This window comes from Exiguobacterium sp. OS-77 (genome assembly GCF_000414195.2).
GTDB lineage: Bacteria > Bacillota > Bacilli > Exiguobacteriales > Exiguobacteriaceae > Exiguobacterium_A > Exiguobacterium_A indicum.
Map to the genome: position 1 here is coordinate 1317989 of NZ_DF239008.1, position 24219 is coordinate 1342207.

General features: G+C 45.1%; 25 protein-coding genes. 20 read left to right on the forward strand and 5 right to left on the reverse strand.

What is annotated here, in order from left to right; all coding sequences use genetic code 11:
* Window positions 1-2 precede the first annotated feature (2 nt).
* Window positions 3-659: an endonuclease III gene (nth, locus tag EXG77_RS06450; RefSeq protein ID WP_035396850.1), complete on the forward strand. Its 657-nt coding sequence runs from the start codon at window positions 3-5 to the stop codon at window positions 657-659.
* 39 nt (window positions 660-698) lie between these two features.
* Here nth and EXG77_RS06455 read toward each other — a convergent pair whose 3' ends face one another.
* Together EXG77_RS06455 and EXG77_RS06460 are read right to left on the reverse strand one after the other, a co-directional pair.
* On the reverse strand, window positions 699-1613 hold the full coding sequence (locus EXG77_RS06455) for a DUF3800 domain-containing protein (RefSeq protein WP_023468614.1): 915 nt from the start codon (window positions 1611-1613) through the stop codon (window positions 699-701).
* A gap of 175 nt (window positions 1614-1788) precedes the next feature.
* Entirely contained in the window at window positions 1789-2091 is a 303-nt protein-coding gene (locus EXG77_RS06460) for a DUF1798 family protein (protein ID WP_023468613.1), read from the reverse strand.
* 74 nt (window positions 2092-2165) lie between these two features.
* On the opposite strand from EXG77_RS06460, the gene recU reads away from it, so the two are divergent.
* The 7 genes from recU to EXG77_RS06495 all read left to right on the forward strand — a co-directional run bounded on the left by recU (window position 2166) and on the right by EXG77_RS06495 (window position 10581).
* Entirely contained in the window at window positions 2166-2792 is a 627-nt protein-coding gene (gene recU, locus EXG77_RS06465) for a Holliday junction resolvase RecU (RefSeq protein WP_035396916.1), read from the forward strand.
* 20 nt (window positions 2793-2812) lie between these two features.
* Entirely contained in the window at window positions 2813-5449 is a 2637-nt protein-coding gene (locus EXG77_RS06470) for a PBP1A family penicillin-binding protein (protein ID WP_052017100.1), read from the forward strand.
* 103 nt (window positions 5450-5552) lie between these two features.
* Window positions 5553-7817, forward strand: coding sequence for a DEAD/DEAH box helicase (locus EXG77_RS06475; protein ID WP_035396851.1), 2265 nt, complete (start codon window positions 5553-5555; stop codon window positions 7815-7817).
* Complete coding sequence (locus tag EXG77_RS06480; protein WP_035396853.1) at window positions 7814-9019, forward strand: ribonuclease H-like domain-containing protein; 1206 nt, start codon at window positions 7814-7816, stop codon at window positions 9017-9019. Before EXG77_RS06475 ends, EXG77_RS06480 begins: the two co-directional genes overlap by 4 nt.
* On the forward strand, window positions 9016-9576 hold the full coding sequence (locus EXG77_RS06485; RefSeq protein ID WP_035396855.1) for an SLOG family protein: 561 nt from the start codon (window positions 9016-9018) through the stop codon (window positions 9574-9576). The genes EXG77_RS06480 and EXG77_RS06485 overlap by 4 nt, the downstream gene beginning before the upstream one ends.
* Window positions 9577-9581: 5 nt before the next feature.
* On the forward strand, window positions 9582-9896 hold the full coding sequence (gene gpsB / locus EXG77_RS06490; protein WP_050677422.1) for a cell division regulator GpsB: 315 nt from the start codon (window positions 9582-9584) through the stop codon (window positions 9894-9896).
* A 130-nt stretch (window positions 9897-10026) separates the two neighbouring features.
* A complete protein-coding gene (locus tag EXG77_RS06495; RefSeq protein ID WP_035396861.1) occupies window positions 10027-10581 on the forward strand; it encodes a nuclease-related domain-containing protein in 555 nt (184 codons plus the stop codon).
* 44 nt (window positions 10582-10625) lie between these two features.
* On the opposite strand, the gene EXG77_RS06500 is transcribed toward EXG77_RS06495, so the two are convergent.
* Together EXG77_RS06500 and EXG77_RS06505 are read right to left on the reverse strand one after the other, a co-directional pair.
* Window positions 10626-10943 carry a hypothetical protein gene (locus EXG77_RS06500; protein ID WP_023468605.1) on the reverse strand — a complete coding sequence of 106 codons (318 nt, stop codon included), beginning with the start codon at window positions 10941-10943 and terminating at the stop codon, window positions 10626-10628.
* Window positions 10944-10976: 33 nt separating this feature from the next.
* Window positions 10977-12551, reverse strand: a complete 1575-nt coding sequence (locus EXG77_RS06505; RefSeq protein WP_035396863.1) for an FAD-dependent monooxygenase — start codon at window positions 12549-12551, stop codon at window positions 10977-10979.
* Window positions 12552-12630: 79 nt separating this feature from the next.
* On the opposite strand from EXG77_RS06505, the gene yvfG reads away from it, so the two are divergent.
* The 11 genes from yvfG to EXG77_RS06560 all read left to right on the forward strand — a co-directional run bounded on the left by yvfG (window position 12631) and on the right by EXG77_RS06560 (window position 22342).
* Window positions 12631-12861: a protein YvfG gene (gene yvfG, locus EXG77_RS06510; RefSeq protein WP_217448908.1), complete on the forward strand. Its 231-nt coding sequence runs from the start codon at window positions 12631-12633 to the stop codon at window positions 12859-12861.
* Window positions 12858-13469: a CoA pyrophosphatase gene (locus EXG77_RS06515; RefSeq protein WP_035396864.1), complete on the forward strand. Its 612-nt coding sequence runs from the start codon at window positions 12858-12860 to the stop codon at window positions 13467-13469. Before yvfG ends, EXG77_RS06515 begins: the two co-directional genes overlap by 4 nt.
* Before the next feature lie 60 nt (window positions 13470-13529).
* Entirely contained in the window at window positions 13530-13739 is a 210-nt protein-coding gene (locus tag EXG77_RS06520; RefSeq protein ID WP_023468601.1) for a hypothetical protein, read from the forward strand.
* Between the two features lie 347 nt (window positions 13740-14086).
* Window positions 14087-14722, forward strand: coding sequence for a 3D domain-containing protein (locus tag EXG77_RS06525; protein WP_035396866.1), 636 nt, complete (start codon window positions 14087-14089; stop codon window positions 14720-14722).
* A 184-nt stretch (window positions 14723-14906) separates the two neighbouring features.
* Window positions 14907-15638: an ABC transporter ATP-binding protein gene (locus tag EXG77_RS06530; protein ID WP_035396921.1), complete on the forward strand. Its 732-nt coding sequence runs from the start codon at window positions 14907-14909 to the stop codon at window positions 15636-15638.
* Window positions 15635-17152 carry an ABC transporter permease/substrate-binding protein gene (locus EXG77_RS06535; protein WP_023468598.1) on the forward strand — a complete coding sequence of 506 codons (1518 nt, stop codon included), beginning with the start codon at window positions 15635-15637 and terminating at the stop codon, window positions 17150-17152. The genes EXG77_RS06530 and EXG77_RS06535 overlap by 4 nt, the downstream gene beginning before the upstream one ends.
* Complete coding sequence (locus EXG77_RS06540) at window positions 17149-18021, forward strand: diacylglycerol kinase family protein (protein WP_035396868.1); 873 nt, start codon at window positions 17149-17151, stop codon at window positions 18019-18021. The genes EXG77_RS06535 and EXG77_RS06540 overlap by 4 nt, the downstream gene beginning before the upstream one ends.
* Before the next feature lie 173 nt (window positions 18022-18194).
* Complete coding sequence (locus EXG77_RS06545; RefSeq protein ID WP_023468596.1) at window positions 18195-19538, forward strand: sodium-dependent transporter; 1344 nt, start codon at window positions 18195-18197, stop codon at window positions 19536-19538.
* A 251-nt stretch (window positions 19539-19789) separates the two neighbouring features.
* Window positions 19790-20533 carry a 5-bromo-4-chloroindolyl phosphate hydrolysis family protein gene (locus tag EXG77_RS06550; RefSeq protein ID WP_023468595.1) on the forward strand — a complete coding sequence of 248 codons (744 nt, stop codon included), beginning with the start codon at window positions 19790-19792 and terminating at the stop codon, window positions 20531-20533.
* Window positions 20520-21728, forward strand: coding sequence for a toxic anion resistance protein (locus EXG77_RS06555; RefSeq protein WP_023468594.1), 1209 nt, complete (start codon window positions 20520-20522; stop codon window positions 21726-21728). The genes EXG77_RS06550 and EXG77_RS06555 overlap by 14 nt, the downstream gene beginning before the upstream one ends.
* Window positions 21729-21775: 47 nt before the next feature.
* Window positions 21776-22342 (forward strand): deaminase, encoded by a 567-nt coding sequence (locus EXG77_RS06560; RefSeq protein WP_023468593.1) that lies wholly within the window; start codon window positions 21776-21778, stop codon window positions 22340-22342.
* 270 nt (window positions 22343-22612) lie between these two features.
* Here the strand turns inward: EXG77_RS06560 and EXG77_RS06565 are convergent, their stop codons facing one another.
* The gene (locus EXG77_RS06565) at window positions 22613-23098 is read right to left on the reverse strand and encodes a hypothetical protein (protein WP_023468592.1); all 486 of its coding nucleotides are present in this window, start codon (window positions 23096-23098) and stop codon (window positions 22613-22615) included.
* A gap of 139 nt (window positions 23099-23237) precedes the next feature.
* On the opposite strand from EXG77_RS06565, the gene EXG77_RS16300 reads away from it, so the two are divergent.
* A partial coding sequence (locus EXG77_RS16300) for a hypothetical protein (RefSeq protein ID WP_052017101.1) occupies window positions 23238-24219 on the forward strand: 982 nt, incomplete at its 3' end.

Consider the following 24219-nt stretch of genomic DNA (forward strand, 5'->3'; position numbering starts at 1 on the left):
AGATGTTACGAAAGGCAGAAATCGATCGGATTGAAGCAACGTTAGAAGAGATGTTTTCGGATGCATTTTGTGAGTTGATTCATCGCAACCCGTTTGAGCTGGTCGTAGCGGTTGCACTCAGTGCACAAGCGACCGACGTACTTGTCAATCAGGTGACGCCTGGGTTGTTCGCAGCGTATCCGGATCCTGCTTCGCTTGCTGCGGCACCCGTTGAGGAAATCGAGGATAAAATCAAACGACTGGGATTGTACCGAAATAAAGCCAAAAACATCAAAGCGCTTGCGGCACAACTCCTTGCGCAACACGACGGAGAAGTCCCGACGGAACGCGCCGGGCTCGAAGCCTTACCTGGCGTTGGACGCAAGACGGCGAACGTCGTCTTGTCTGTCGCTTTCGATGTACCGGCATTTGCGGTTGATACGCATGTCGAACGTGTTTCGAAGCGCCTCGGGATCTGTCGCTGGAAGGATAATGTCACGCAGGTTGAAGCGACACTGATGCGTCGCTTCAAACGGGAGCGTTGGTCAAAGCTTCATCACCAATTCATCTTCTTTGGACGTTATCACTGCAAGGCACAACGTCCGAACTGTGAAGCGTGCCCGTTACTCGACATGTGTCGAGAGGGGAAAAAGCGGACAAAAGGACTAGCTACACCATAAAAAAAGTGGATCCGATACCGGATCCACTTTTTTTGCATATCATCCATTCCAAGGAGTATCGGACCATTCACGACGCTTTTTCGTGATCGGTACTTTTTTGAATCCCCAGTTTCGGAAATCTTGGTCCGGACTATCACGGCGAATGTAAATCTTATCTTTGATGGCTTTAAAAATCCGGTTTTCGTCCCCATAATGGACAAACCGGGGTTTTACCTCGATGACACCACGACGAACGCGAGATAAAGGTAAGCAGACCAAGTCGGCAATCTCAAGACCAGATTGGTAGAGGTCGCTGTCCTTTTCAGCAAAGATGAAGCCTTTGATTTTTTGACGACTTTTTTCGACGTCGAGATGGACCGTTCCCGAATTGAAGATATCGAAGAACGCCTTTTGAATGAGCAAGTTTTGATAATCATCACGGCTTTCAAGAACAACACGCGCACTCGTTGCTTCTGTCTCATCGAGGAAGGAATAAAACGACTTCATCAAATGAGCGAAGGCAACGACATACGGATCCTTCGGTGTCGAGAAGAAGTCTTGTAGCTTCTGTTTATCGACTTCGACGCTGACGATCGTACAATCAATATCAACTAAAAATTCCGGCAAGGCGATCCAGAAATGTCGTAACATATCGATCGTGATGCCATCTTCTTTACCGTACGGATGCTCCGCTTTTAAAATCTCCTTCAAATGAAGCGGAATATGCGGATCTTCAAAAACTTTTGCCTTAAAATCCATCAAACGTTGACGAAGCGGACTTGGTTCACCGGTCTCGTCCGAATCGATGGCATATTTATATTCCATCAAGACACCCGTTAAGTTGAATTGTGTATTCCCTTTCGGTGTCCCAGTTTCATCAACGAACATGATGTATTTCTTCGGGGCAGGGGTTGAATTCTTAGGAAATCCTTTGACGTCAACGCCTTTGACGTTCGATTGTACCCGTTTGTTCAAATGAATCTCCTCCAATTGCACAATAATTACACAGTCTTTTCGAAAGAAATGCTCTTGATGCCACTTTACACGCTAGGCGGCTGAAAAGCTATAGCCTGATAAGTGAAACCGTAGAAACATTCTCTCGTATGATTAGGTGTTCGACTTAAGGAAGATAATTCCTGTTTTTTAATCGTTATTCTTCACCATTCATCAAGCGATCGATATAACGAACGGATTTAATCGTTTCATTGAAGCGTTTCAGACTCGTTTTCGGCTGAAATGCTTGAACGGAAATTTGCTTCAGTTGATCCACGGCGCTTTCGACCATGCTAGGTCGTAAGTAAGGACTATCCTGGGCATTCGTTTGCCACTGTGCAATCAGTTGATCCGCTCGTTCAACGAACGGTACGACGTCACGATTGAAGTCATATTCGGTTCCGGCACGTCCTTCTTGATAAATACGTTCAATCTCTTGTAATAACGGTTCAATTGTCATTGGTTTTTAACTACTCCTCTCGGCCGATACGGTACAATCACATATCATGGTACAATAAACGCGATAGGAGGGGAATCGTTTTGAATTACCCGAACGGGAAAAAATTTCAAAAGCCACTCGAGTCGCATGGAACCCGAATCAAGAAGGCGCGATCAACCGATTCGACCTTTTCGAATCGAGGGATGACGCTCGAAAAATTATTGAATGAAAGTAATACGTTTTACCTGACCCATAATCGGGCAATCATTCACAAGAAACCCACTCCGTTACAAATCGTCCAAGTCGATTATCCAAAACGGTCGGCAGCGGTCGTCAAGGAAGCCTATTTCAAGCAACCGTCGACGACGGACTATAACGGTGTTTATCGCGGAAAATATATTGATTTCGAAGCGAAGGAGACGACGAATAAAACATCCTTCCCGATAAAAAATTTTCACCCCCATCAAATCGCACACATGCGCCAATGTGTCGAACATGGAGGAATTTGTTTTGTCATCATTCGTTTCAGTCTGTATAATGTGCAATATGTGCTTTCAGTCGAGCACGTGTTCCCCTGGTGGGATCAGCTAGAAAGCGGACGAAAATCTATTCCGCTGACGGTCATTGAACGAGACGGTATCAAAGTCGAGACTGGCGCGTACCCTGCCATCGATTATTTAAAGGCAGTGGACGAACTATATTTCAATTCAGACACTTTTTGATTGAAGGAGAAGGATAGCATATGGAAAGAAGTCGTGTCGCACGTCGTGAAGAGACGAAGTCATCTGAGAAAAAGATGAAACGGACGAAACGTCCCCAAAAGAAAAAGTCAGGTGGAGGTTCCGGTGGGAAAGGTCCACTTTGGAAAAAGTTATTACTGATTGCTACCGGTCTATTCATCTTAATGATGCTGATTGGTGGCGGTTTTGCAGCATATGCCGTAGCTACTGCTCCTGAGCTGGATGAAGCAGAATTACGTGATGCTTTGCCGCTAAAAATTTACGCAAGTAATAAGAAGGAAATTACGAAAGGTGGAACGAGTCGGGAATACGTCTCGATTGATGAAGTCCCTGAAGTCGTCAAGGACGCATTCATTTCGATTGAGGACCGTCGTTTCTATCAGCACAATGGAATCGATTTCCGTCGTCTTGGCGGAGCCATCATCGCGAACGTGACGGACGGATTTGGTTCTGAAGGGGCTTCGACAATCACGCAACAGGTCGTCAAACAGTCGTTCCTGACTTTTGATAAGACGATTACACGGAAAGTCCAAGAGCAATGGCTCGCGATTCGTTTAGAACAGGACTATACAAAAGATCAAATTTTAGAGATGTACTTGAACAAAAACTACTATGGTCAAAATTCATTTGGCATCCAAACCGCTTCAAAAGCATACTTCAATAAGCCTGTAAATAAATTAAATTATGCGGAAGCCGCGATGCTCGCAGGACTCCCACAGCGTCCGACGGCATACGATCCAATTAAAGGAGATCCGAAGTTAACGAAATGGCGTCAGACGCAAGTACTCAATGCGATGCAGACGACAGGCGTCATTACAGAAGCACAACGGGATAAAGCAGTGAAGCAGCCAATCTCAAAATTGATCAATCCGGCACCGAAGTCAACAAAGGATGAATCTTACGATAGTGTCATCTTCGATATGGTATCAAAAGAGTTAGAAGATGATTTTGGCTTGGAAGGAAAAGACATCTATGGTCAAGGTTTAAAAATCTATACATCGATCGATAAACCGATGCACGATTATATGAACGAAGCCATCAAAAAAGACCAAATCGTTAAAATGCCTGAATATGCAGAGACAGCTGCTTCGGCAGTGAATACACAAACGGGTGAGATTTTAGCTGTCGTAGACGGAAAAAATCCGGGTAAGGGAACAGCGAGACGAAACTACGCAAATGAACCGCACCAACCGGGATCGTCCGCAAAACCATTCTTCGCGTATGGTCCAGCGATCGAGAACGATAAATGGTCGACTGCGAAGCAATTGACGGATAAACCAACAGAAGTCAATGGAAAAGAGATTGGTAACTATTATGATGGATACCGTGGCACGAATACTATACGCCACTGGTTAAAAATTTCAGCGAACACACCGGCCATCCAAACGTATCAAGAAATCGGTGGTGACCCAGTTCAAGCATTCGCTGAAAAATCAGGTTTGAAATTAGAAGACGATGAGTCGATTTCACCAGCTTATGCGATTGGTGGGATGAAGCATGGTTTCAATACGACTCAAATGGCTGGGGCTTATGCGACACTCGGAAACGGTGGCGATTATATCAAACCGCACCTGATCAAATCGATTGAATACAGTGATGGATCAAAAATCAAATCACCAGTCAAATCGAAAAAAGCAATGGAAGACTACACGGCGTATATGTTGACGGACATGTTGCGTGATGTCTTGAAACCAGGCGGTACGTTCCCAAGCGCTGGATTATCGTTTGACGCAGCTGGAAAAACTGGGACGACGAATGCTTACAAAGATGTCTGGTTTGCTGGATACACATCAGACGTTTCAATCAGTGTATGGACAGGAACTACGAAGTCCGGCAATAACAATGGTGCAGGGCTCAGTGGTCCGTATAACAGTACGATGGCGCAACAAATCTGGAAAGATTTCATCACGAAGACACGTGATCGTACGCCGGCACCATTTGAACAACCTAGTTCTGTCCTCAGTATCGGAAACGAATTGTACGTGAAAGGGACGAAGGAACCTGTCGTTGAAAAAAAGACGGTACCCGCTCCGACTGGATTACAAGCATCTTACGATGAAGACACAAAGAGCGGTGAACTGACTTGGAACTATAATGATGCTGCGCTTCGTGCCAATGGGTATGACGATGTCTCGTTTGAAGTGACAATGACGGATGCTGATGGTCAATCATCGACAGTCGGAACGAGCTCGACGAATCGAATTGCGATCAGTGGATTGAAGCCAGGTCGCTCGACATTCCAAGTCGTCGCGAAGGCTTCTGGAGAAAAATCAGGTCCGGTTTCGACGACAGTAACGGTCACGGATCCTGAAGCAGAAGAACCGACAACGGACGAACCGACAACGGACGAACCGACAACGGACGAACCGACGACGGACGAACCGACGACGGATGAACCGACGACGGATGAACCGACGACGGATGAGCCGACGACGGATGAACCATCAACGGACGAGCCGACGACGGACGAACCGACGACGGATGAACCGACGACAGATGAACCATCAACGGACGAGCCGACGACGGATGAACCGTCATCGAATGATGGGGCGAATGCTCAAAATAACTCAAATGTACCAGCGGAACGAAACAACAATCCGAACAATCCGAATAACAGTGGAGACGACTCTGAAGATTAATAAAGGAGCGTCACTTGTAAAGTAGACAAGACCAAAGACGAGTAGTTCGTTCTTTGGTCTTGCCTCTTTTTTTGTATAATGAGAAGTGGAAGGAAGTGAAGGCATGCAAGCGAAACAAACGCTCGTTGCATTTCTCGAAGAATTGAAACAGGACCGCTCGTTCATGGAGCGGATTACGTATATGAAAACGATGGAAGCGACAGCTGGGCGTTATGTCGATTTTCCAGAACGACTCCCGGAGCGTTTACGACAAGCCCTTCGCACACGTGGGATCACACAATTGTATCGTCACCAAGGGTTAGCGTTTGAACGTGTACAAGCGGGAGAATCGACGGTCATCGTCACACCGACTGCCTCCGGAAAGACCTATTGTTTTAACTTACCGGTCCTATCGCACCTGCTCGAGCATCCGAACGCGCGGGCATTATATCTCTATCCGACAAAGGCCCTCGCACAGGATCAAAATAGTGAATTACTTGAACTGATCGATCAATTAGAGGCGCCGATCCGATGTTTTACCTATGACGGAGATACGTCACCGACGATTCGAACAAAAGTACGAAAAGCTGGTAATATCGTCATCACGAATCCGGATATGCTACATTCCGGCATCCTACCACACCATACGAAATGGATCGAACTGTTCGAGAACTTGAAGTATATCGTCATCGATGAGCTTCACACCTATCGTGGCGTGTTTGGTAGTCATGTCGCCAATGTCATTCGTCGCTTACGACGGATTTGTCGGTATTATGGTAGTGATCCCGTCTTCATCATGACGAGTGCGACGATTGCCAATCCCAAGGAACTGGCAGAACGTCTGACGGAAAAAACAGTCGGTTTGATTGATGACAACGGTGCGCCAACAGGACGTAAACATTTTCTTGTCTATCAACCACCGATCGTCAACGCACAACTCGGCATTCGACGTTCTGCGACGCTTGAGACGAAACAACTGGCGATGCGTTTCATCAAGAAAAAGTTCCAAACGATCGTCTTTGCACGGTCACGCGTTCGCGTTGAAGTCTTACTGACGTATCTAAGAAGCATCTATCCGCATGAGCTCGGTCCGCGATCGATCGAAGGGTACCGGGGCGGTTATTTGCCGAGTGAGCGTCGCGATATCGAACGACGGTTACGTCAAGGAGAGATCACCGGTATCGTCTCGACGAACGCTCTCGAACTTGGTGTCGACATCGGTCAACTGCAAGTCTGTATCATGAATGGTTATCCGGGAACAATTGCTTCGCTTTGGCAACAAGCAGGACGAGCGGGGCGCCGTCAAGATGATGCGTTAATCATTCTTGTCGCTTCTTCCGGTATGCTCGATCAATATGTCGCAGAACGACCAGAGTTATTCTTGAATCAATCCCCGGAAGCAGCCCGACTTGATCCGGATAATCTAATCATTGCCGTCGATCACGTCAAATGTGCAGCGTTTGAACTGCCTTTTACGAAAGGAGAATCATTTGGAACGCTCGAGACGGAAGATATCCTCGAATACTTAGTCGAAGAGCGTGTCCTGCACGAACGTGGCGATCGATTTTATTGGATGAACGATGCGTTTCCGGCTCATGGAATATCACTTCGGTCGAGTGATCAAGAGAACGTCATCATCGTCGATCAGACCGAGGTACCGAATCGAGTCATCGGTGAAATGGATACGTTTAGTGCGATGACATTGTTACATGACGAGGCCATTTATCTTCACGGAGCTGATCAATACCAAGTTGAGCATTTGGATTTCGAAGAGAAAAAAGCATTCGTCCGTGCCGTGGACGTTGATTATTATACGGATGCTAATTTTTCAGTCGACCTTTCCGTGCTCGAAGAAGATGAACAGTATGCAGAGGGAGAATATAGTGTTGCGCGCGGTGATGTCAGCGTCCGCGGAATGGCGACGATGTTTAAGAAGATTAAGTTCGGTACGCATGAGAACATCGGCTCTGGTCCAATTCACTTACCGGAACGAGAAATTCATACGACAGGTGTCTGGTTCACGTTACCCGATCACGCACGCTCTTCGACAGAGCTCGAACAAGTGCTAGAAGGAGTCGCGAATAGTCTCAGACGTGTCGCACCGCTTTATTTGATGTGTGATGCCAGTGATGTCTTCGTCGTGCCACAAGTCAAGGCGACACACACGCAACAGCCAACTGTTTATCTATATGATCGTTACCCTGGAGGTGTCGGTCTCGCGGAGTCGATTTATAAGCAACGCGCTGTCATGTTGAGTGCCGCCCGTGATTCGATCGTCACATGCCCGTGTCAGGACGGTTGTCCTGCCTGTATCGGTATGGTTGGCGTAGCAGACGAGAAAGAACGAACGATTCAGTTGTTGGCAGAAATGGAGAAGGAACTATCATGAAAAATCGTCTTAGACGTATGCTGAAATCTACATCAGACGCCGCACCGGAGGATCAAGTGTCTTCCGCTCCTGAAGTGGAGACGCTGAAAACACCAATCGGGTGGACTGACGAACAGCAAGCCTGGATTGATCGTGGGGCCGATATCTTGACGTTCGAAGAAGAGTGGATTGTCAGGATCGACAAGCGATATGCATTAACAGATCGGCATGGAGACCGAAGCTTTGCTGAAGTGTATGAGTCCTTACAACTTCCTCATCCACCGCTTGCACTAGATGTTCCACTTGAGCAAGTCATTTTCTTTGATACGGAGACGACAGGATTACGAGGAACTGGAACGACGATCTTTTTACTCGGGTTCGCGCGCTTTGAGCAGGGCGGATTGCTGATGCGACAATATTTCTTACCGCATCCGCACTTTGAAGCTGCCTTTTACCATCACTTCCTGCACGATATCGGAGATGATGTCCGCTTTGTGACCTATAACGGGAAAAGTTTTGATTGGCCGCAAATCAAGACACGTCATGTCTTCGTTCGGGAACGTGTTCCGCGTTTGCCGAAAGTCGGTCATCTCGATTTACTTCATGTCGCGCGACGAATCTTTAAAGGAATGTATGATTCCTATCGATTGACAGCGATGGAAGAGCGAATCGGATTTGAACGGGAAGGGGATTTACCTGGATTTTTGGCGCCGATGCATTACTTTCAGTACGTCGAACACCAGCATCCGGATATCATGACAGGGGTCTTGCAACATCATCTGGATGATTGTCTGACGCTTGTCGGACTCTATGATGCGTGCAACCGACTCGTCACACATCGAGCAGAGGCGCCTTCCCCGATTCAAGAAAACATCGCGATTTGGCTGGCAGATCTCGGAATTCATGAAGGATCACACGCTCATTTTCAGCAAGTCAAAGAACTATCAGCAGAAGGATGGTTGCGCCAAGGTTATTTGCATAAAAAAATGAAGAACCATGAACAAGCTCGAGAGTGTTTCTTGAAGAGCGACAGTTATTTAGGGTATGTTGAGCTTGCGAAGTGGGCAGAGCACATTGCAAAAGACCCAGTGCTTGCTTATGATTATACGGAACGAGCACGACAACACGTCGAGCGCCATCATTGGTTGATTACGAAAAAAGAACGAATCTTGGCAGAGCTGGATCATCGAGGACGTCGGTTGAAAAGGAAGTGTGACGTGTGAAAGTTGTCGCCATCACAGGATATAAACCCAATGAACTAGGTATCTTTGATCAAAAACACCCTGGGATCCGGGTCTTAAAGGCAGCATATCGAGAGCGGATAATTCGCTTAATTGAGGATCGAGGCACAGAGTGGTTTATCACGAATGCCTCACCGGGTTGCGAAATCTGGGCATGCGAGGTCGTGCTTGAATTAAAGGAAGAGTATCCTCATATTCGTCTCGGTATTCTGTTGCCGTTCTTGGAACAGGAAGCACGCTGGAAAGAGCCAGTTCAAGCGCAGTACCTTTCCATTCTTGAACAAGCTGACTTCGTCGAAGCAATCAGCCAGAAACCGTATACGGATCCATCGCAGTTACGTAATAAAACCGAGTTCATGATTCAAAAAAGCCAAGGATTATTGTCGGTTTTTGATGAAGAACATGGAGGATCAGCGAAATTTTTAGTAGAGCGTGCTAGAATAGAAATGGAACAATCCGATTATCAGTTGTTTTTAATTACACAAGATGATTTATCTTGGCTCGAACAAGAATTACAATACAATGATCAGTGGGAGTGAAGAGGATGTATAAGCCATTGTTGACAGCGGACGATATTTACAAAAAGGAATTCAAAACCGGCCTCCGTGGCTATGTCATCGAGGATGTCGATGGATACTTGGATCAAATCATTAAAGATTATGAAGGATTCGAACGTGAGATCGAACGTCTGAAGAAAGAGAACGAGGCGTTAAAACAAGCACCAGCACAACCGGTAAGACGTGAAGAACGCCGCGTCGAACAAGCGGAACCACAAGTATCAAGTTCATCGAACTATGATATGTTACGTCGTATTTCGAATCTAGAGAAGGCCGTTTTCGGACGTCCGCACCAAGATTGACGCATCAAAAAAGACATTTCTGTCAGATCAGAAGTGTCTTTTTTTATTTCCTTCTTTTTGAAAGAATCGTCATCTGAACGAAAACGGTGTTAAGATAACTAATAATACATACTACAAAGGATGATGAACCATGTTACAAGTCATGACTGCTTCTGTTCCTCAACCACCGCGCCGTCGTTTTTTTGCAAGTAAACAAGTGAATACGACGACGAGTGAAACGGATGCACTCTGTAATGAAATCCGTCATGTTTGTCGTTTTGATTGGATGTTGTTTGATCGGATTCGTCTTTCTGACACGATAGTCATTCCTTTTGCGCTGATCGGACCAAAAGGATTGTTCCTCGTGTTACAAAACGATGCGGTCGTAGAATGGATGACGGAGGAATCTTGCCATGTCATGGATTCTGAGCATGGAAGAAAAGTGTTTGCACCTCATCCCATCCATCAGTCGAAACAAATCGTTCAAGCGGTTCGAAAAACGCTAAAAGAACAAGGGATCATCATTCCGATTCATGGCATTACACTTTTTCCGAATGCACCACAGATGCGGACGGAACGAATTAAATTCCCGACGGGGCACAGCTTTAAAGATGTGCGGGCGTTCATCGTCTCAAAGAAATCCTCCCCTGTTCAAGAGCAAGAACGAAAACAAGTTGCGTTTTATCTCGCGCAGCAACAGGAATGAACAAAGGCAGTGAAGCGCTCGCTTCACTGCCTTTTCGTTTGAATTCATCGTCTTGGTCGAGACGCAAGAATGTCTTCAGCTTGATCCAAGTCTTCTTTCAAGACATACACCGCTACGCGATCATCCAAGTCTTTACTGAAACGTCGGAATAAAAACGAAGTCTTGACGCCGCGTTCGACTCGAATCTCTAAGTCAGCTGCTTCGAGTCGCGCAGCGTCCTTTAATAAATCTTCTCCTTTTTCACCAAATGCTTCCCCGATCAGTGACCATCGAAGGTTTTCCTTCGTTCGTCTGCTGACGATAACGAGAAATGCAATGACTAAAAGAATGATTAAAACCGTTCGAACTAGCTGTATATCCATCTTTACCTTCACCTCACCTACTATCATACCGAGTTAACGCGCATAAAGTAAACGTTCAATATAGCGGGCGAACGATTTACTTTTCAAACCTTGTTGGCGATACGCGATATAACCGTCAGGGCGAATTAAATATAATCCAGATTGCTTGATGCCAAAGCGTCGTGCAAGTTCACCACCTTGATCGACGACACCATCCTCTTTAAGGGATTGATGGATCGGTACTGTCTCAAATAGATCGGGATAGGTATAGGCGAGTTCCTTGAATGGCTCAAGAAGATCATCGGTTGCATTTTTTGGTAAGAACAGTAGTAATAAGAAATTCCGATCGGCACGACGTAACAATAGTTCGTTCTTTTTCGTCCGCGGGTGAACGACTTCACTGTAAGGCATCGGTTCACCTGGTTTTGGTGTCAATGGACTAAAGTGTCCTTGTGTGACGAAGGTCGAACTCGCTGGGTAGTGGCTGTTGAGCTGTGCAATCCGGTTCGTCACGAAATGATGTAAGGGTGCGATCTTGAGGCTATTACGAATGACTTTTTCCTGCAAGGGTAATAAAAAGGGAATATTGATTTGCAAGAGTTCCGTTGCAAGATTGGTTGATCGTAAAATCCCTTGTGCCGCTTCTCGACGTTCGACGCTATAAGAATCAAGTAACGGAAAACTCGCCTTGAACTGATGGACACACCATAGTTTCCAAGCGAGGTTCATCGCATCAGCAATTCCGGTATTCATTCCTTGACCACCGACGGGTGAATTGATGTGTGCTGCATCCCCGATCAAATAAATCCGGTGGTGTCCGAATTTCTCGATAATCCGGTTATGGACGCGAAACATCGAATACCAATGGACTTTTTTGAGCTCAAACGGTACTTTGGCTCGATTTTGTAAAAAATCGTCAATCGCTTTATGGTCGGTCGGAACAGGTCCGCTCGTTAGATTGCCGGTAATCCGGAACAAGTTCGACTGGAGAGGGAACGACTCGATAACGCCATGATCAGAGAAAAAGATATGAACCTCCTCAGAAGAGAGCGGCCAGTCGACCTCGATGTCAGCCAGTGCCCACGATTCTTTAAACGACTTCCCGCTGAACGGAAGCCCGAGCTCACGACGGACGAAACTGTTTGCACCATCTGCTCCGATGATGAAGGAAGCGTCGACCGTCTCTGTTTCTCCTTTATGTTGTAAGGATGCTGTAACGAATGTTGGAAATTGAGCAAACCCTGTTAATTCTGTTTCGCGCTCGACTACGTGTCCATATTTGGCGAGTTGCGCTTCGAGAATCCGTTCCGTCTCACTTTGAGGCAACAGCGTGACGAACGGAAAAGGTGTATTCAAATCCGTAAAATCAAGTTTTGCCTGCCATGCACCATTGACATAGAGGTTTCCTTGATTGATTTTGATTGCATTCTCCATCAAGTCTTCTGCAACACCAAGCCTTGCGAACAACTCCAGAGAACGCGCTTGAATCCCGATCGCTTTTGAGACGACAGATGGTCCGCTTGCACGTTCGACGATACGAAAGGATAATCCATAGCGTGAGAGTGCGAGTGCGAGTGTTAAACCGGTTGGTCCGGCACCGATAATGAGGACATCTAATTTTTTATTCACGGATAACCCCCCTTAATTTACATCTTAGCCAAAACTCGTTACCATTAAACTATTGATGACACGCTTGACGTGTGAAAGGATGAAACTTGTGAACGAACAACTTTTTACGACAGAACGATTGATTGCGAATTTTAAAGAATATATCCGTCAGAATGAGGCACATCTGACGAAACGACATGCGTTAAACGCCTATTACAAGACGGTAGCAGGATCGATTTTATCGGACCGGATTGCTAAGAATGCGGATCTCATCGTCCGTATGCGCCATCTGGAAGAGGCGTACCAACACGTTGCACAAGAAGGGCGATGAAACAGGTGAACTTAGCCGATATCCGAAAGCATTACGTAGATTCTGAAGAACGTTTACCTCGTCATGCGGCAGCTGTACTCGTTCCATTAGTCGAGCAAGATGGCGAAGTCTATTTGTTATTTCAAGTGAGAGCTAAGACACTACGTTCGCAACCAGGTGAAATCGCTTTTCCAGGTGGTCGGATCGATGATGGTGAATTACCGAAAGCAGCAGCTGTCCGTGAAACGGTCGAAGAATTAAATGTCAGTGCTTCTGAGATTGAAGTGATTGGAACGCTTGAACCACTCGTGACACCGAACCGGTCGATCATTTACCCGTATCTTGGTATTCTTCATGCGACGGACTTTAATCCTTCGCCGGCCGAAGTCGATCATGTGTTTCTCGTGTCATTAACGGAATTGATGACTTCGAAGCCGATTAAAGGAGATATGGAGTGGCGGATCCGCCCCGGTAAGGAAGTGCCAACCGAACGCATGGCGAATCGAGAAGCCTATCTGGATCGTACGTATACAGTCACGGAGCACTTTTATGAGCACGGGGATTATCTGATTTGGGGATTAACCGCTAAAATCTTGCGCCAGTTCTTAGCTCAATTGACGCGTGACTAGCTTTTTCGGTCGTTATTTTATATGATTAACTGTAATTGAACGTGTCAGGAGATGAGTCAAATGGAAGAAACAGAAGAGTTATTCGATTATATCGTTGGCGATATGGTAAAAACGAAAGAAGGCTGGGTAGCGGAAGTAACGGCAGTATTGACAAATACGGTAGTTGGTGATGTATCCCACACGAAAAACTTTGAGGCACTCGGATTAGAGTTTGAAAAACAAGTCTTATTAAAGTCAGAGATTGAATTGTTAGAACGAAAAACAAAGTAACACATGAAAGCACACCACATGTTGGTGTGTTTTTTTATGTTCATCCAGCGAACTGAATAATAATGAAATCCTACATTCTTTTGATTTTTGAAGAATTAGACAAAATGACTGAAAACATCGAAAAGATACATTTATTACAAAAGAGTAACAAAGATTAATTCGTAACAGAACGGTTACAAAATATAAAAACGTTGATATACAACGATTGAGAGCGTTTTTTGTAAGCGTGTAACCATTTCGTTACTTTTTGACAGATATATTTCAATTCATAGTGTTCGCTTTTCAAACTATTTGTCATCGTGATACGTTGTGCGGGTCGTAAAACGGCGAGAAAGGTTGGCATCAACATGAAACGAACATCATTCCTTTTTTCCCTTTGTATAGCGGGATTCATATTTATTCTATTGCCGCAACATGAAGCGTCGGCAGCACAAATCGGGATCGGTACGGAGAAAACGATCGTACAAAATCCATTAGAGATGAAGCGTCAAGCTGCTCAAGAGAAGCGTGAACAAGCAGAGGCGAAAAAACAAGCGCGTCTAAAAGCCTTGGCTAAGCAAAAAGCAGACGCAGAGCAAAAAGCAAAAGCAGCACAAGAAGCCAAAAAGGAAACACGACAGGTAAAGAAACAAAGTCGAACACAAGCAAACGCTAACCGTTCCACAAAGCGTACGGAAACGTTTGAGACGACAGCATATACGACGAATCCAGAAAACAATGGAAGCCGTTTGTATAATGGTCGTGCCTTAACAGCATCGGGTTATGACGTCACGAATACGATTACATACGAAGGACGTCGCATCGTTGCTGTCGATCCATCGGTCGTACCGCTTGGAACTAAGGTACATGTAGAAGGTTTCGGCGACGCAATTGCGCTCGATACTGGTGGTGCGATTCGCGGGAAAATCATGGATCTTCTTGTCGGTTCAAAACAAGAAGCTTTAGAATGGGGTCGCCGTCAAGTCACGGTGACGTTCGAATAAGAGCAGTATACGGTTAGGCGATGGATAGTTTCCATCGTCTTTTTTGTTTTGAGGAAGGATAAAAGAACGATCTGTTCGATGTTGGATTTAGAAAACAGGGGAAAGAGTGGACGGAATAGGTTTTAGAATGTCCAAGAAAGGGGAATTTTACAAAGATAATAAACCGGGAAACGAGGGATGGTTCGTGATTGAATTCAAGGATGTCGGCAAAACGTATGCAGACGGAACAAAGGCAGTGCAACACGTGAATTTTACGGTTGAACAAGGCGAGATTTTTTGTTTGATCGGTCCTTCAGGATGCGGTAAAACAACGACGATGAAAATGGTTAATCGATTGATTGATCATACGGAAGGACAAATTTGGATCGATGGTGAACCGATCATGTCGATCAATGAACATGAACTCCGTCGGCGAATTGGCTACGTCTTACAACAGATTGCCCTCTTTCCACATATGACGATTGAGGAGAACGTCAGCGTCGTACCTGAGTTATTGAAGTGGAATAAGGAGAAAGTAGTACAACGGGTCGATGAATTATTTCGGTTGACTGGGTTAAACACCTCACTTAAGAAAAAATATCCAAGTGAACTCTCTGGTGGACAGCAACAACGTGTTGGGGTTATGCGGGCACTCGCAGCAGAACAAGACGTCATCTTGATGGACGAACCATTTTCTGCTCTTGATCCCATTTCACGGGAACAATTACAAAATGATTTGTTGCATCTAAACGAAGAGCTTGGTAAAACAATTTTGTTCGTCACGCATGACATGAATGAAGCGTTGAAACTAGGGAGTCGCATCTGTCTGATGAACGCTGGAGAGATTGCTTTCATCGGTACGAAGGACGAGGTACTAGCCAGTAACGATCCGTTCGTTCAAGAATTCATGCGTCAAGTCAGGGGGAGTGTCGAATGAATGGATTGATCGAAACGTATCAAGACCGGAAGACTGAATTGCTTCAAGCGCTAATCGAGCATATTCAATTATCGGTCATTTCCTTGCTGATCGCCTGTGTGATCGCTATTCCACTGGGGATTTACTTATCACGCAATAAACGTCTGAGTGAGTGGTCGATTGGTGTAACCTCTGTCATCCAGACGATTCCATCACTCGCGTTACTCGGTCTGATGATACCACTTGTCGGAATCGGTACAGTCCCGTCCATTATTGCACTTGTCTTGTATTCTTTATTACCGATCGTTCGAAACACTTATACAGGGCTTGCCGAAGTTGATCCTTCGATTAAGGAAGCGGCACGCGCATGTGGGATGACTCCGATGCAGAGCCTTTGGAAAGTCGAGCTCCCACTAGCTTTACCTGTTATGATGGCCGGGATTCGGACCGCGATGGTACTGATCATTGGTACGGCGACGATTGCCGCCCTGATCGGTGCTGGAGGATTAGGCTCGATCATTCTTCTCGGGATTGACCGTAATGATAACTATCTATTATTGCTCGGTGCGATTCCAGCAGCACTGCTCGCGCTTTTATTTGACGGCTTATTACGTCAAACGGAAGTAGCGACTCGTAAACGACAAACAGCACGTCTCGTAACGGCAGTCGTCTTGATGGTTGCGATCGTCGTCGCACCTTTTGCTGTCGGTCGCAGTGAACGACCAGATCTCGTCGTCGCTGGAAAACTAGGTGTAGAACCGGAAATTTTAATGAACATGTATAAGATTGTCATTGAAGATGAAACGGATTTGACGGTACAAGTCAAACCGAACTTCGGGAAGACGACCTTCGTCTATAAGGCGCTCGAATCAGGTGATATCGATGCGTATCCAGAGTTTACAGGAACGGTGCTCGCTAGTTTGACGAATGAAAAACCGAAGTCGAATGATGCAAAAGAAGTGTATGAACAGGCAAAAGCCGGTCTTGAAAAACAAGATTTAGCCTTGCTACCACCGATGAACTATAACAATACCTATGCTGTAGCTGTTCCAAAGAAATTAGCAGACCGTTACGATTTGAAGACGATCTCTGATTTAAAACAGGTCGCGAATCAGTTGACGGCTGGATTCACGTTAGAATTTAAGGATCGACAGGATGGGTATAAAGGGATTCAAGATAAATATGATGTTAATTTCCAGAAAGTCGTCACGATGGAACCAAAATTGCGCTATAAAGCAATCGAGTCAGGTGAGATCGATGTCATTGATGCTTACTCGACAGATCCGGAGATTGCGAAATACGACATGGTCGTCTTAAAAGACGATCAGCAACTATTTCCTCCATATGAAGGAGCTCCTCTTCTGCGACAAGAGACGATCGAGGAGTATCCAGAAGTAAAACAAGCACTTGAGCAATTATCAGGTAAAATTTCAGATGAAGAGATGTCAAAAATGAATGAAGCTGTCGCATACGGCGGAAAGACGGCGAATGAGGTCGCTCGTGATTACCTGAAGAAGGAAGGCGTCATTCAATGAAACTTTTACTGATCAGTAACCCGACAGCTGGGACGAACGGCACCGGATTACTTGGAGAAGTCATCGAACCATTAAGTACATTATTCGATGAAATCGTCATCAAGAATACGAAGCAAGCTGGAGATGCGATGCAATTTGCGGAAGATTCATCCGCATTTGATGCGGTCGTCGTCATCGGTGGAGATGGAACGGTGTTTGAGACAATCAACGGGGTCGCAAAACTGGATGATCGCCCGATACTCGGCATCATTCCTGGAGGGACCTGTAACGACTTCGCTCGAACGCTTGGCTTACCGATGGCTCCTCGGCTTGCTGCAGAAGCGATCGCGATGCAACACGTTGTTCAGGTCGATCTCGGACAAGTCGAAAATAGCTATTTCTTGAATTTCCTTGGTGTCGGTCTTGTCGCAGAGGCATCGATTGGCATCGATACAGAAGAAAAAGCACGCCTCGGGAAGATGGGATATTATCTATCGACGATTCGCTCAAGTCTAGAAGCACAACCCTTCGAATATGAACTGATTTTAGATGAAGGTCGTCACATGACCGGCGAAGCGGTTCTCATTCTTGCGGCAAACGGAGAATCGCTCGGTGGAATCGAGACGAACTTATCAGATGGAGCCTATAATGACGGGAAACTTGATTTAGTGATCGTCGATGAAGTAAATTTAACAACCATTCGAGATGTGATCCTTCAAAAAATTGGTCTTGCCAATGATCCTTCCTTTACACATATCTTGACGAGTGGGTTTCAGTTGAAAACAAAAGACGCAAAAGTGATCGATACAGATGGTGAAAAAGCCATCCATACACCGGTTACAGTTAAAGTATTGCCGGAGTATCTGCGCATGTATGGAGGCACACAATAATATAAAGTAATGAATGAAAAGAAGGTCGTCATAAAAAACGGCCTTCTTTTTTATCTTTCAGTACATATATGCGGTTATGCTTTGACGCTTTAAAGAAAATATTTGATAAAGGATGACTTTCAATGATTCTTTCTGTACAATGAAAAAGTATTTTGAAAAGGAGGTGGAGCACCATGAAAGGAAACGCATGGGCTTCAAAAGTTGGATTTATTTTAGCAGCAGCGGGATCCGCCATTGGTCTGGGGGCCATCTGGAAATTCCCGTACACGACTGGAACGAACGGAGGAGGCGCGTTTTTACTCTTGTTCCTCGTGTTTACCTTATTACTTGGACTGCCCGTTTTAATTGCCGAGTTTTTAATCGGTCGTACGAGTGGAAAAACAGCACTTCAAGCGTTCTCGGCACTTGGTCATAAGAAGTTCACATTCATTGGTGTACTGGGTGTCATCGCCTGTTTCTTGTTGCTCTCTTTCTACAGCGTCATCGGAGGATGGGTTTTGATTTATACCATTCTTGGTTTCACAGGTCGCCTGACGACGATGGACAGTGGTGCGCTTGGTGAATTGTTCGGAACGATTTCCGCCTCACCGTTATATGTCATTTCAGGGCAATTGATTTTCCTCGCTTTGACATGTTGGATCGTCTTACGTGGTGTTCAATCCGGTATTGAAAAAATGAGTAAAATCATGATGCCATTATTATTCGTGTGCTTCATCATCCTTGTCGTTCGATCATTGACACTTGATGGTGCAATGGAAGGTGTTAAATTCTTCATACAGCCTGATTTTTCGGTCCTCAACCGAACTTCTGTCCTGAGTGCGCTTGGCCAAGCGTTCTTCTCCTTATCGCTCGGTGTATCAGCGATGCTGACGTATGCTTCCTACATGAAGGAACGTGGCGAGATTAATCGTTCCGCCGCATGGATCGTCGCGATGAATGTCGCGGTCTCATTATTAGCTGGATTCGCTATTTTCCCAGCTGTTTTTGCTTCGGGTCTTGACCCTGCAGAAGGACCGGCATTGCTTTTCATCGTATTGCCGACTGTTTTCAGTCAGATCCAGTTTGGCTCGTTGTTCTTAACACTTTTCTTCCTTCTGTTTGCTTTCGCATCGATCACTTCATCGATTGCTATGCTTGAGGTCGTTGTTGCTTCATTAACGGATCGTAAGGAGAATGCGACATCGCGTGATAAAAAGCGGACGACATGGCTTGCGACACTTGCGATTGCGATCGTCGGAATTCCGTCCGCACTCTCGTTCGGTATGTTGAGTGATGCTCAATTCATGGGGAAAACGTTCTTTGACAGCGTTGATTTCCTTGTCTCGAATATTTTAATGCCGATTGGTGCTTTACTGATTTCGATTTTTGCTGGGTACAAGCTCGATCGAGCTCTTGTCGAACAGGAACTCGTGACGAGTCCATTCATGAAAAAAATCGTGCCTGTGTGGCGTGTGAGTGTTTGTTACTTGAGTCCGATCGCAATTTTGATCATCCTTGTATGGCCAATGTTCGGATAATAGATCACTTTTTTTGGGTAGTCGACAATTTTGTCGACTACCTTATTTGTTGTCAAAAAAATCATGCGAAAGAAAGAACGAATAGTTCATTCTTCGGTCTGATGCGATATTTTTAAAAGTATGTTGAAATATAAATACACGAGGCGTAACATTTCGGAAAAACGGGAAACTTTTTGTTAGACGTTACGTAATGTTAAAATAAAGACACGTAAACCTGATAGAAGAATCAGTACGAAGGAAGAGGGGATGACATGAAGTCTTCATGGTGGATATTTGGTTCCATCGGTATGATGTTCGTATTTCTACAATTGGCCGATACGTTCAACTTCTCGGGAATCTTCATCGCTCTTGGTTTGTGGTTCATTTGGAGCGGTTATCGAACAAAACCAGGTCGACGATATCGGACAGAACGGAAATCGACCGAAATCAAGCGGAAAAATGTGAAAAAGAAATTACTACTTGATGACGAAGATGAGTTCGTCGGGAGTGTCATTTTAAAACCGGAACGGGCGACACGCCGATTTGAAGAGACGGATGATTTAGAACTTCAAGTATTGCAACGGACGATCGAAGAAGGATTCACAAAAATCCAGACGTACGATCAAATCGTTCCCTCTATTCGAGATAGTGAAATCAGAAGTGAGATGCGCATCGTCTCACGGGAAGCACATGTCTTGTTCGAGGAGTTATATGAAAGTCCACGCGACGTCAAAAAAGTTCGGGACTTCTTTACGTTCTATCTGGATTCCTTACTGTCGATTTCAGAAAAATATGCCGATTTGGAACGCCGTGGCGCTCAAGTTCAATTGGATACGAAAAATCAATTGATTTCGAACTTGAAAATGATCGGACAAAAATTAAAGCAACAACAAACCTTGTTGCTTGAAGGGGATACCGTTGATTTAGAACGGGAACTCTTAACGATTGAAAAGGTATTGACGCAAGAGACTGAACAACGAAAACAGGAGGAGAGTTACCGACATGACCCATTCTGATAAAGATACATGGCAACAATGGCCTGATGAGCAAGATCAACCGACGATTTCTGATCCGTCGGTCGACTTAAACGTAGCGGAGACACCGCCCAAAATGCCGGCTCGCCCTGTCGAAGAAATGATTCCTTCGGATGTTCCGGCAGAACAACGACAAAAGATTGAACGTCTACTGCAGGTGATCGATCTACAAAAAACGGATGCCGTCATGCAATTCGGGGCGCCCGTTCAGCGTGAACTATCCCAATTCTCTGATCAAGTCTTAAGTGAAGTGAAGATGAAGGACGGCGGGGAAGCAGGGAAATTACTGAGTGACTTAATGCAGCGTGTCCGCCAAATGGATCCAGATACGCTTCAAGAAAAAAAGAGCTTCTGGTCGAACGTGCCGGTCATCGGTCGGGCGAAGAAAAAAGCGGAAACGTATTTCTTGCAATACGAGAAAATGAGCGCTTATCTCGAAGAAGTCGTACACAATCTTGATCGATCAAAATTTGGATTGATGAAAGACATCACGTTACTCGATCAAATGTATCAAAAAAACAAGCGTTATTTTGAGGAATTAAACGTCTATATTGCAGCTGGCGAGACGAAAATCGCTCACGTTCGTCAACATGAAATCGAACCGTTACGAACGGAAGTCGAGGTATCGCGGGATCAAACGAAGTTACAGGAATTGAATGACTTGATTCAATTGACGGATCGTTTTGAAAAGAAAATCCATGATTTAAAATTATCCCGAACAATTAGCTTGCAGATGGCACCGCAAATTCGTGTCATTCAACAAAATAACCAAATTCTAGCGGAAAAAATTGAATCAGCAGTCGTCAATACGATTCCACTTTGGAAGAACCAAGTTGTCCTATCTTTGAGTCTGTCGCGTCAAAAAGCAGCACTTGAAATGCAGAAGGATGTCACCAATACGACGAACCAGTTACTCGAGCAAAATTCGAAGTTGCTGAAGGAATCGTCGATTGAAATTGCGGAAGAAAACGAAAAAGGCATCGTATCCGTCGAATCGTTAAAAGTGGCGCACCAAAACTTGATCGAGACACTGGATGAGACATTACGTATCCAACAAGAAGGAAAACAAAAGCGACGCGACGCAGAGCATGAACTAGAGCGAATGGAGAATGAATTGAAACAAAAAGTCATCGAAGTCGCCTCAAAAAGTAGAGAATTACCGAATCGACCATACTAAGGAACACGACATTTCGTGTTCCTTTCCTTCATGAAAGGAGAGTTTGAATGAATAATGAAGAGAAGCAGTTGAAATGGGATACGACATGGTTATTATTCGCACGGATGATGGCAGACCGTCATTCAAAATGTGCCTCAAAATCCGTTGCCTGTGTCATCGTTAAAGATGAAAAGCCAATTTCGATCGGAATAAACGGAACACCTAGTCAGCATGTGAATTGCAACGAAATTTACTTAAAGCAAGATGGTATTCTCTATACATCACGTCCTGACCACCCGATTGTTGAAGAATCGGTTGAACGAAACGGAACTCTCTTTTATCGGTGCGAAAATCAGGAAGAACACCATGAATGGTCGAAGCAACATGAGATTCATGCTGAAATCAACGCGCTCGGTAAGCTAGCAGCTGATTCGACGAGCGCGCGTCATGCAACAGCTTATGTCACACATAGTCCGTGTCATGCGTGTAGTTTAGCGCTCATCGCTTCTAAAATCGATCGTGTCGTTTATTCGACAGGGTATGAGTATGGGGACGGACTGAACCTGATGCGACAAAGTGGAATCGAAGTCATCCACTTGCCACTCGCAAACGAATATTTTCTTGAAAAAATTTAACGAAAAAGGGTTGTAAACGCTTCCATAGCATTGTATGATGAAATCAAGCATTGCCATGGTAATTATTCACTCTTCCATTCGGACTGATTTTCAATCGAAAATCGGTCCACTTTTTTTTAGAAAAGAATTGACAGGACTTGAATAGTTTGGCATGATGACTATAGAATATGACGAAGCGGAACGCCGCATTTTCATACAAAACCAATCAAGGAGCTGGAATGCCAGGTCGTTGAATGAAAAAATCCTGACTCACATGAGTCAGGATTTTTTTTATGGATGAACAAGTGTCGCTTCCTTGAGGCGTTTAGCACGGATTGCGCATTTTGTGGCGACCGCACCTGAGAGGATCGTCATGAATCGCTGACAGAGGATGTCTGGTTGCGATTGATGTAAAAACAGTTGATGTAATAGTCGGTTGAAGGCGGCGTCTAGCGAAGACAAGTGCCGTTTGATTGCAGTGGGAGACATATCTTGAATTTCCTCTGCTTGGTAGCCAGCATCACTTTGGAAAGCAGAGAGGATGAGAAGCTCTGTTTGCGCATCAGCCAACGTTAGCCCTTGTTCTTGGACATGATGACAAGCCTCACGCAATTCATGAATCAACAAATGTTCCAAAGCATACGACGTATGCATTTGATATGGATCGTACACCTGGACAGCTTGCCGAATTTGATCGCGTGTCACGATTTCAGATACCGTCCATTGATCGAGTGTGCCAACAGCTTCACTGTATAGTTGAGTAAGTGGTCGAATCATCGTTTCTCCTCCTTAAGCATAAATGGACTTCCAGTTTCATCATAATTCATTTAGAAAACGCTTACAATATCTGTTTATTAGTAGTCGTGATGAAATCGTGTCTGCTATGATATGAGTGAAGAAAAAGGAGTGAGATGACGTGATTCAATTATTCAAAGCACTTCCGGAAGTGACAATGCCTTCTTATGGAAATGATGCTTTTTCCATCCATCAATCGAATCAACCGATTGGACTTTCGATAGAGACGCTTGTTCCGGGTGAGCGAATCGAAGAAGTGTTACTCGTTTCCTCTGGTGAAATCCGTACTGGTCAAACCGGGAGAGAATGGTTACAGTTCACGTTCAATTCGCCCGCTGGATCTTGTAAGGGAAAACAGTGGATCAATCAAGGAACGGCAGAAGAAGCACTTCGTCCATATCTCGAAACACGAATCGTTCGGGTCGAGGCGAAGGTAGAGGAATATCCGCCGCAATCCGGAAACAAGTCATTGACCGTTCAGCGCGTCACTCCGATTCATGATGCCTCACCGACGCAGTTCTTGCCGCAATTACCGGCAGATGAATCCCTTGAAACGTATCGTGATCAGTTGCTTGGACTAATCGATCAACTTGATTCTCCTTACCAAGAAATCGCACTATCGATTCTGCGACAGTACTGGGCGGATTTTTCAACACGACCGGCTGCTCTGTTTCATCACCATGCCTATATCGGTGGGTTGCTGAAACATACTGCTTGTATGATGACGATTGGTCGAGGAATCTGTGATAGTGAACAACCATACTTGACGCTACTCAAATGTATTCAAGAAGCAGAAGCCGATCATAAAAATGAACTCTTCCAAGCAGCTGAACGAGAGATACGTCAATTTTCTTGGGATGACAGTTTTGATGCCCTCTATCAAGCGGCAAAAGGGATTGCTCTGTTAGATCAACGACCGAATCCGAATGAGTTGTTGCTCGGTATTTTATTGCACGACATCGGAAAGCTATGGGAGTATACGCATGCGGGTGCATCGACAGATCGTTTTTCAAGACTGTTGCACGTAACAGAGGAAGAGGAAGAACTGGCAGGTATTGCGCTTGATCCGGACGGTGTATTGATGGGTCATATGCCATATGGTT

Coding starts and splice junctions, on each gene's coding strand:
- nth (WP_035396850.1), top strand. CDS start 3: ATGTTACGAAAGGCAGAAATCGATCGGATTGAAGCAACGTTAGAAGAG.
- EXG77_RS06460 (WP_023468613.1), bottom strand. CDS start 2,091: ATGACAATTGAACCGTTATTACAAGAGATTGAACGTATTTATCAAGAA.
- EXG77_RS06470 (WP_052017100.1), top strand. CDS start 2,813: ATGGAAAGAAGTCGTGTCGCACGTCGTGAAGAGACGAAGTCATCTGAG.
- EXG77_RS06475 (WP_035396851.1), top strand. CDS start 5,553: ATGCAAGCGAAACAAACGCTCGTTGCATTTCTCGAAGAATTGAAACAG.
- EXG77_RS06480 (WP_035396853.1), top strand. CDS start 7,814: ATGAAAAATCGTCTTAGACGTATGCTGAAATCTACATCAGACGCCGCA.
- gpsB (WP_050677422.1), top strand. CDS start 9,582: ATGTATAAGCCATTGTTGACAGCGGACGATATTTACAAAAAGGAATTC.
- EXG77_RS06495 (WP_035396861.1), top strand. CDS start 10,027: ATGTTACAAGTCATGACTGCTTCTGTTCCTCAACCACCGCGCCGTCGT.
- EXG77_RS06500 (WP_023468605.1), bottom strand. CDS start 10,943: ATGGATATACAGCTAGTTCGAACGGTTTTAATCATTCTTTTAGTCATT.
- yvfG (WP_217448908.1), top strand. CDS start 12,631: ATGAAACTTGTGAACGAACAACTTTTTACGACAGAACGATTGATTGCG.
- EXG77_RS06515 (WP_035396864.1), top strand. CDS start 12,858: ATGAAACAGGTGAACTTAGCCGATATCCGAAAGCATTACGTAGATTCT.
- EXG77_RS06520 (WP_023468601.1), top strand. CDS start 13,530: ATGGAAGAAACAGAAGAGTTATTCGATTATATCGTTGGCGATATGGTA.
- EXG77_RS06525 (WP_035396866.1), top strand. CDS start 14,087: ATGAAACGAACATCATTCCTTTTTTCCCTTTGTATAGCGGGATTCATA.
- EXG77_RS06535 (WP_023468598.1), top strand. CDS start 15,635: ATGAATGGATTGATCGAAACGTATCAAGACCGGAAGACTGAATTGCTT.
- EXG77_RS06540 (WP_035396868.1), top strand. CDS start 17,149: ATGAAACTTTTACTGATCAGTAACCCGACAGCTGGGACGAACGGCACC.
- EXG77_RS06545 (WP_023468596.1), top strand. CDS start 18,195: ATGAAAGGAAACGCATGGGCTTCAAAAGTTGGATTTATTTTAGCAGCA.
- EXG77_RS06550 (WP_023468595.1), top strand. CDS start 19,790: ATGAAGTCTTCATGGTGGATATTTGGTTCCATCGGTATGATGTTCGTA.
- EXG77_RS06555 (WP_023468594.1), top strand. CDS start 20,520: ATGACCCATTCTGATAAAGATACATGGCAACAATGGCCTGATGAGCAA.
- EXG77_RS06560 (WP_023468593.1), top strand. CDS start 21,776: ATGAATAATGAAGAGAAGCAGTTGAAATGGGATACGACATGGTTATTA.
- EXG77_RS06565 (WP_023468592.1), bottom strand. CDS start 23,098: ATGATTCGACCACTTACTCAACTATACAGTGAAGCTGTTGGCACACTC.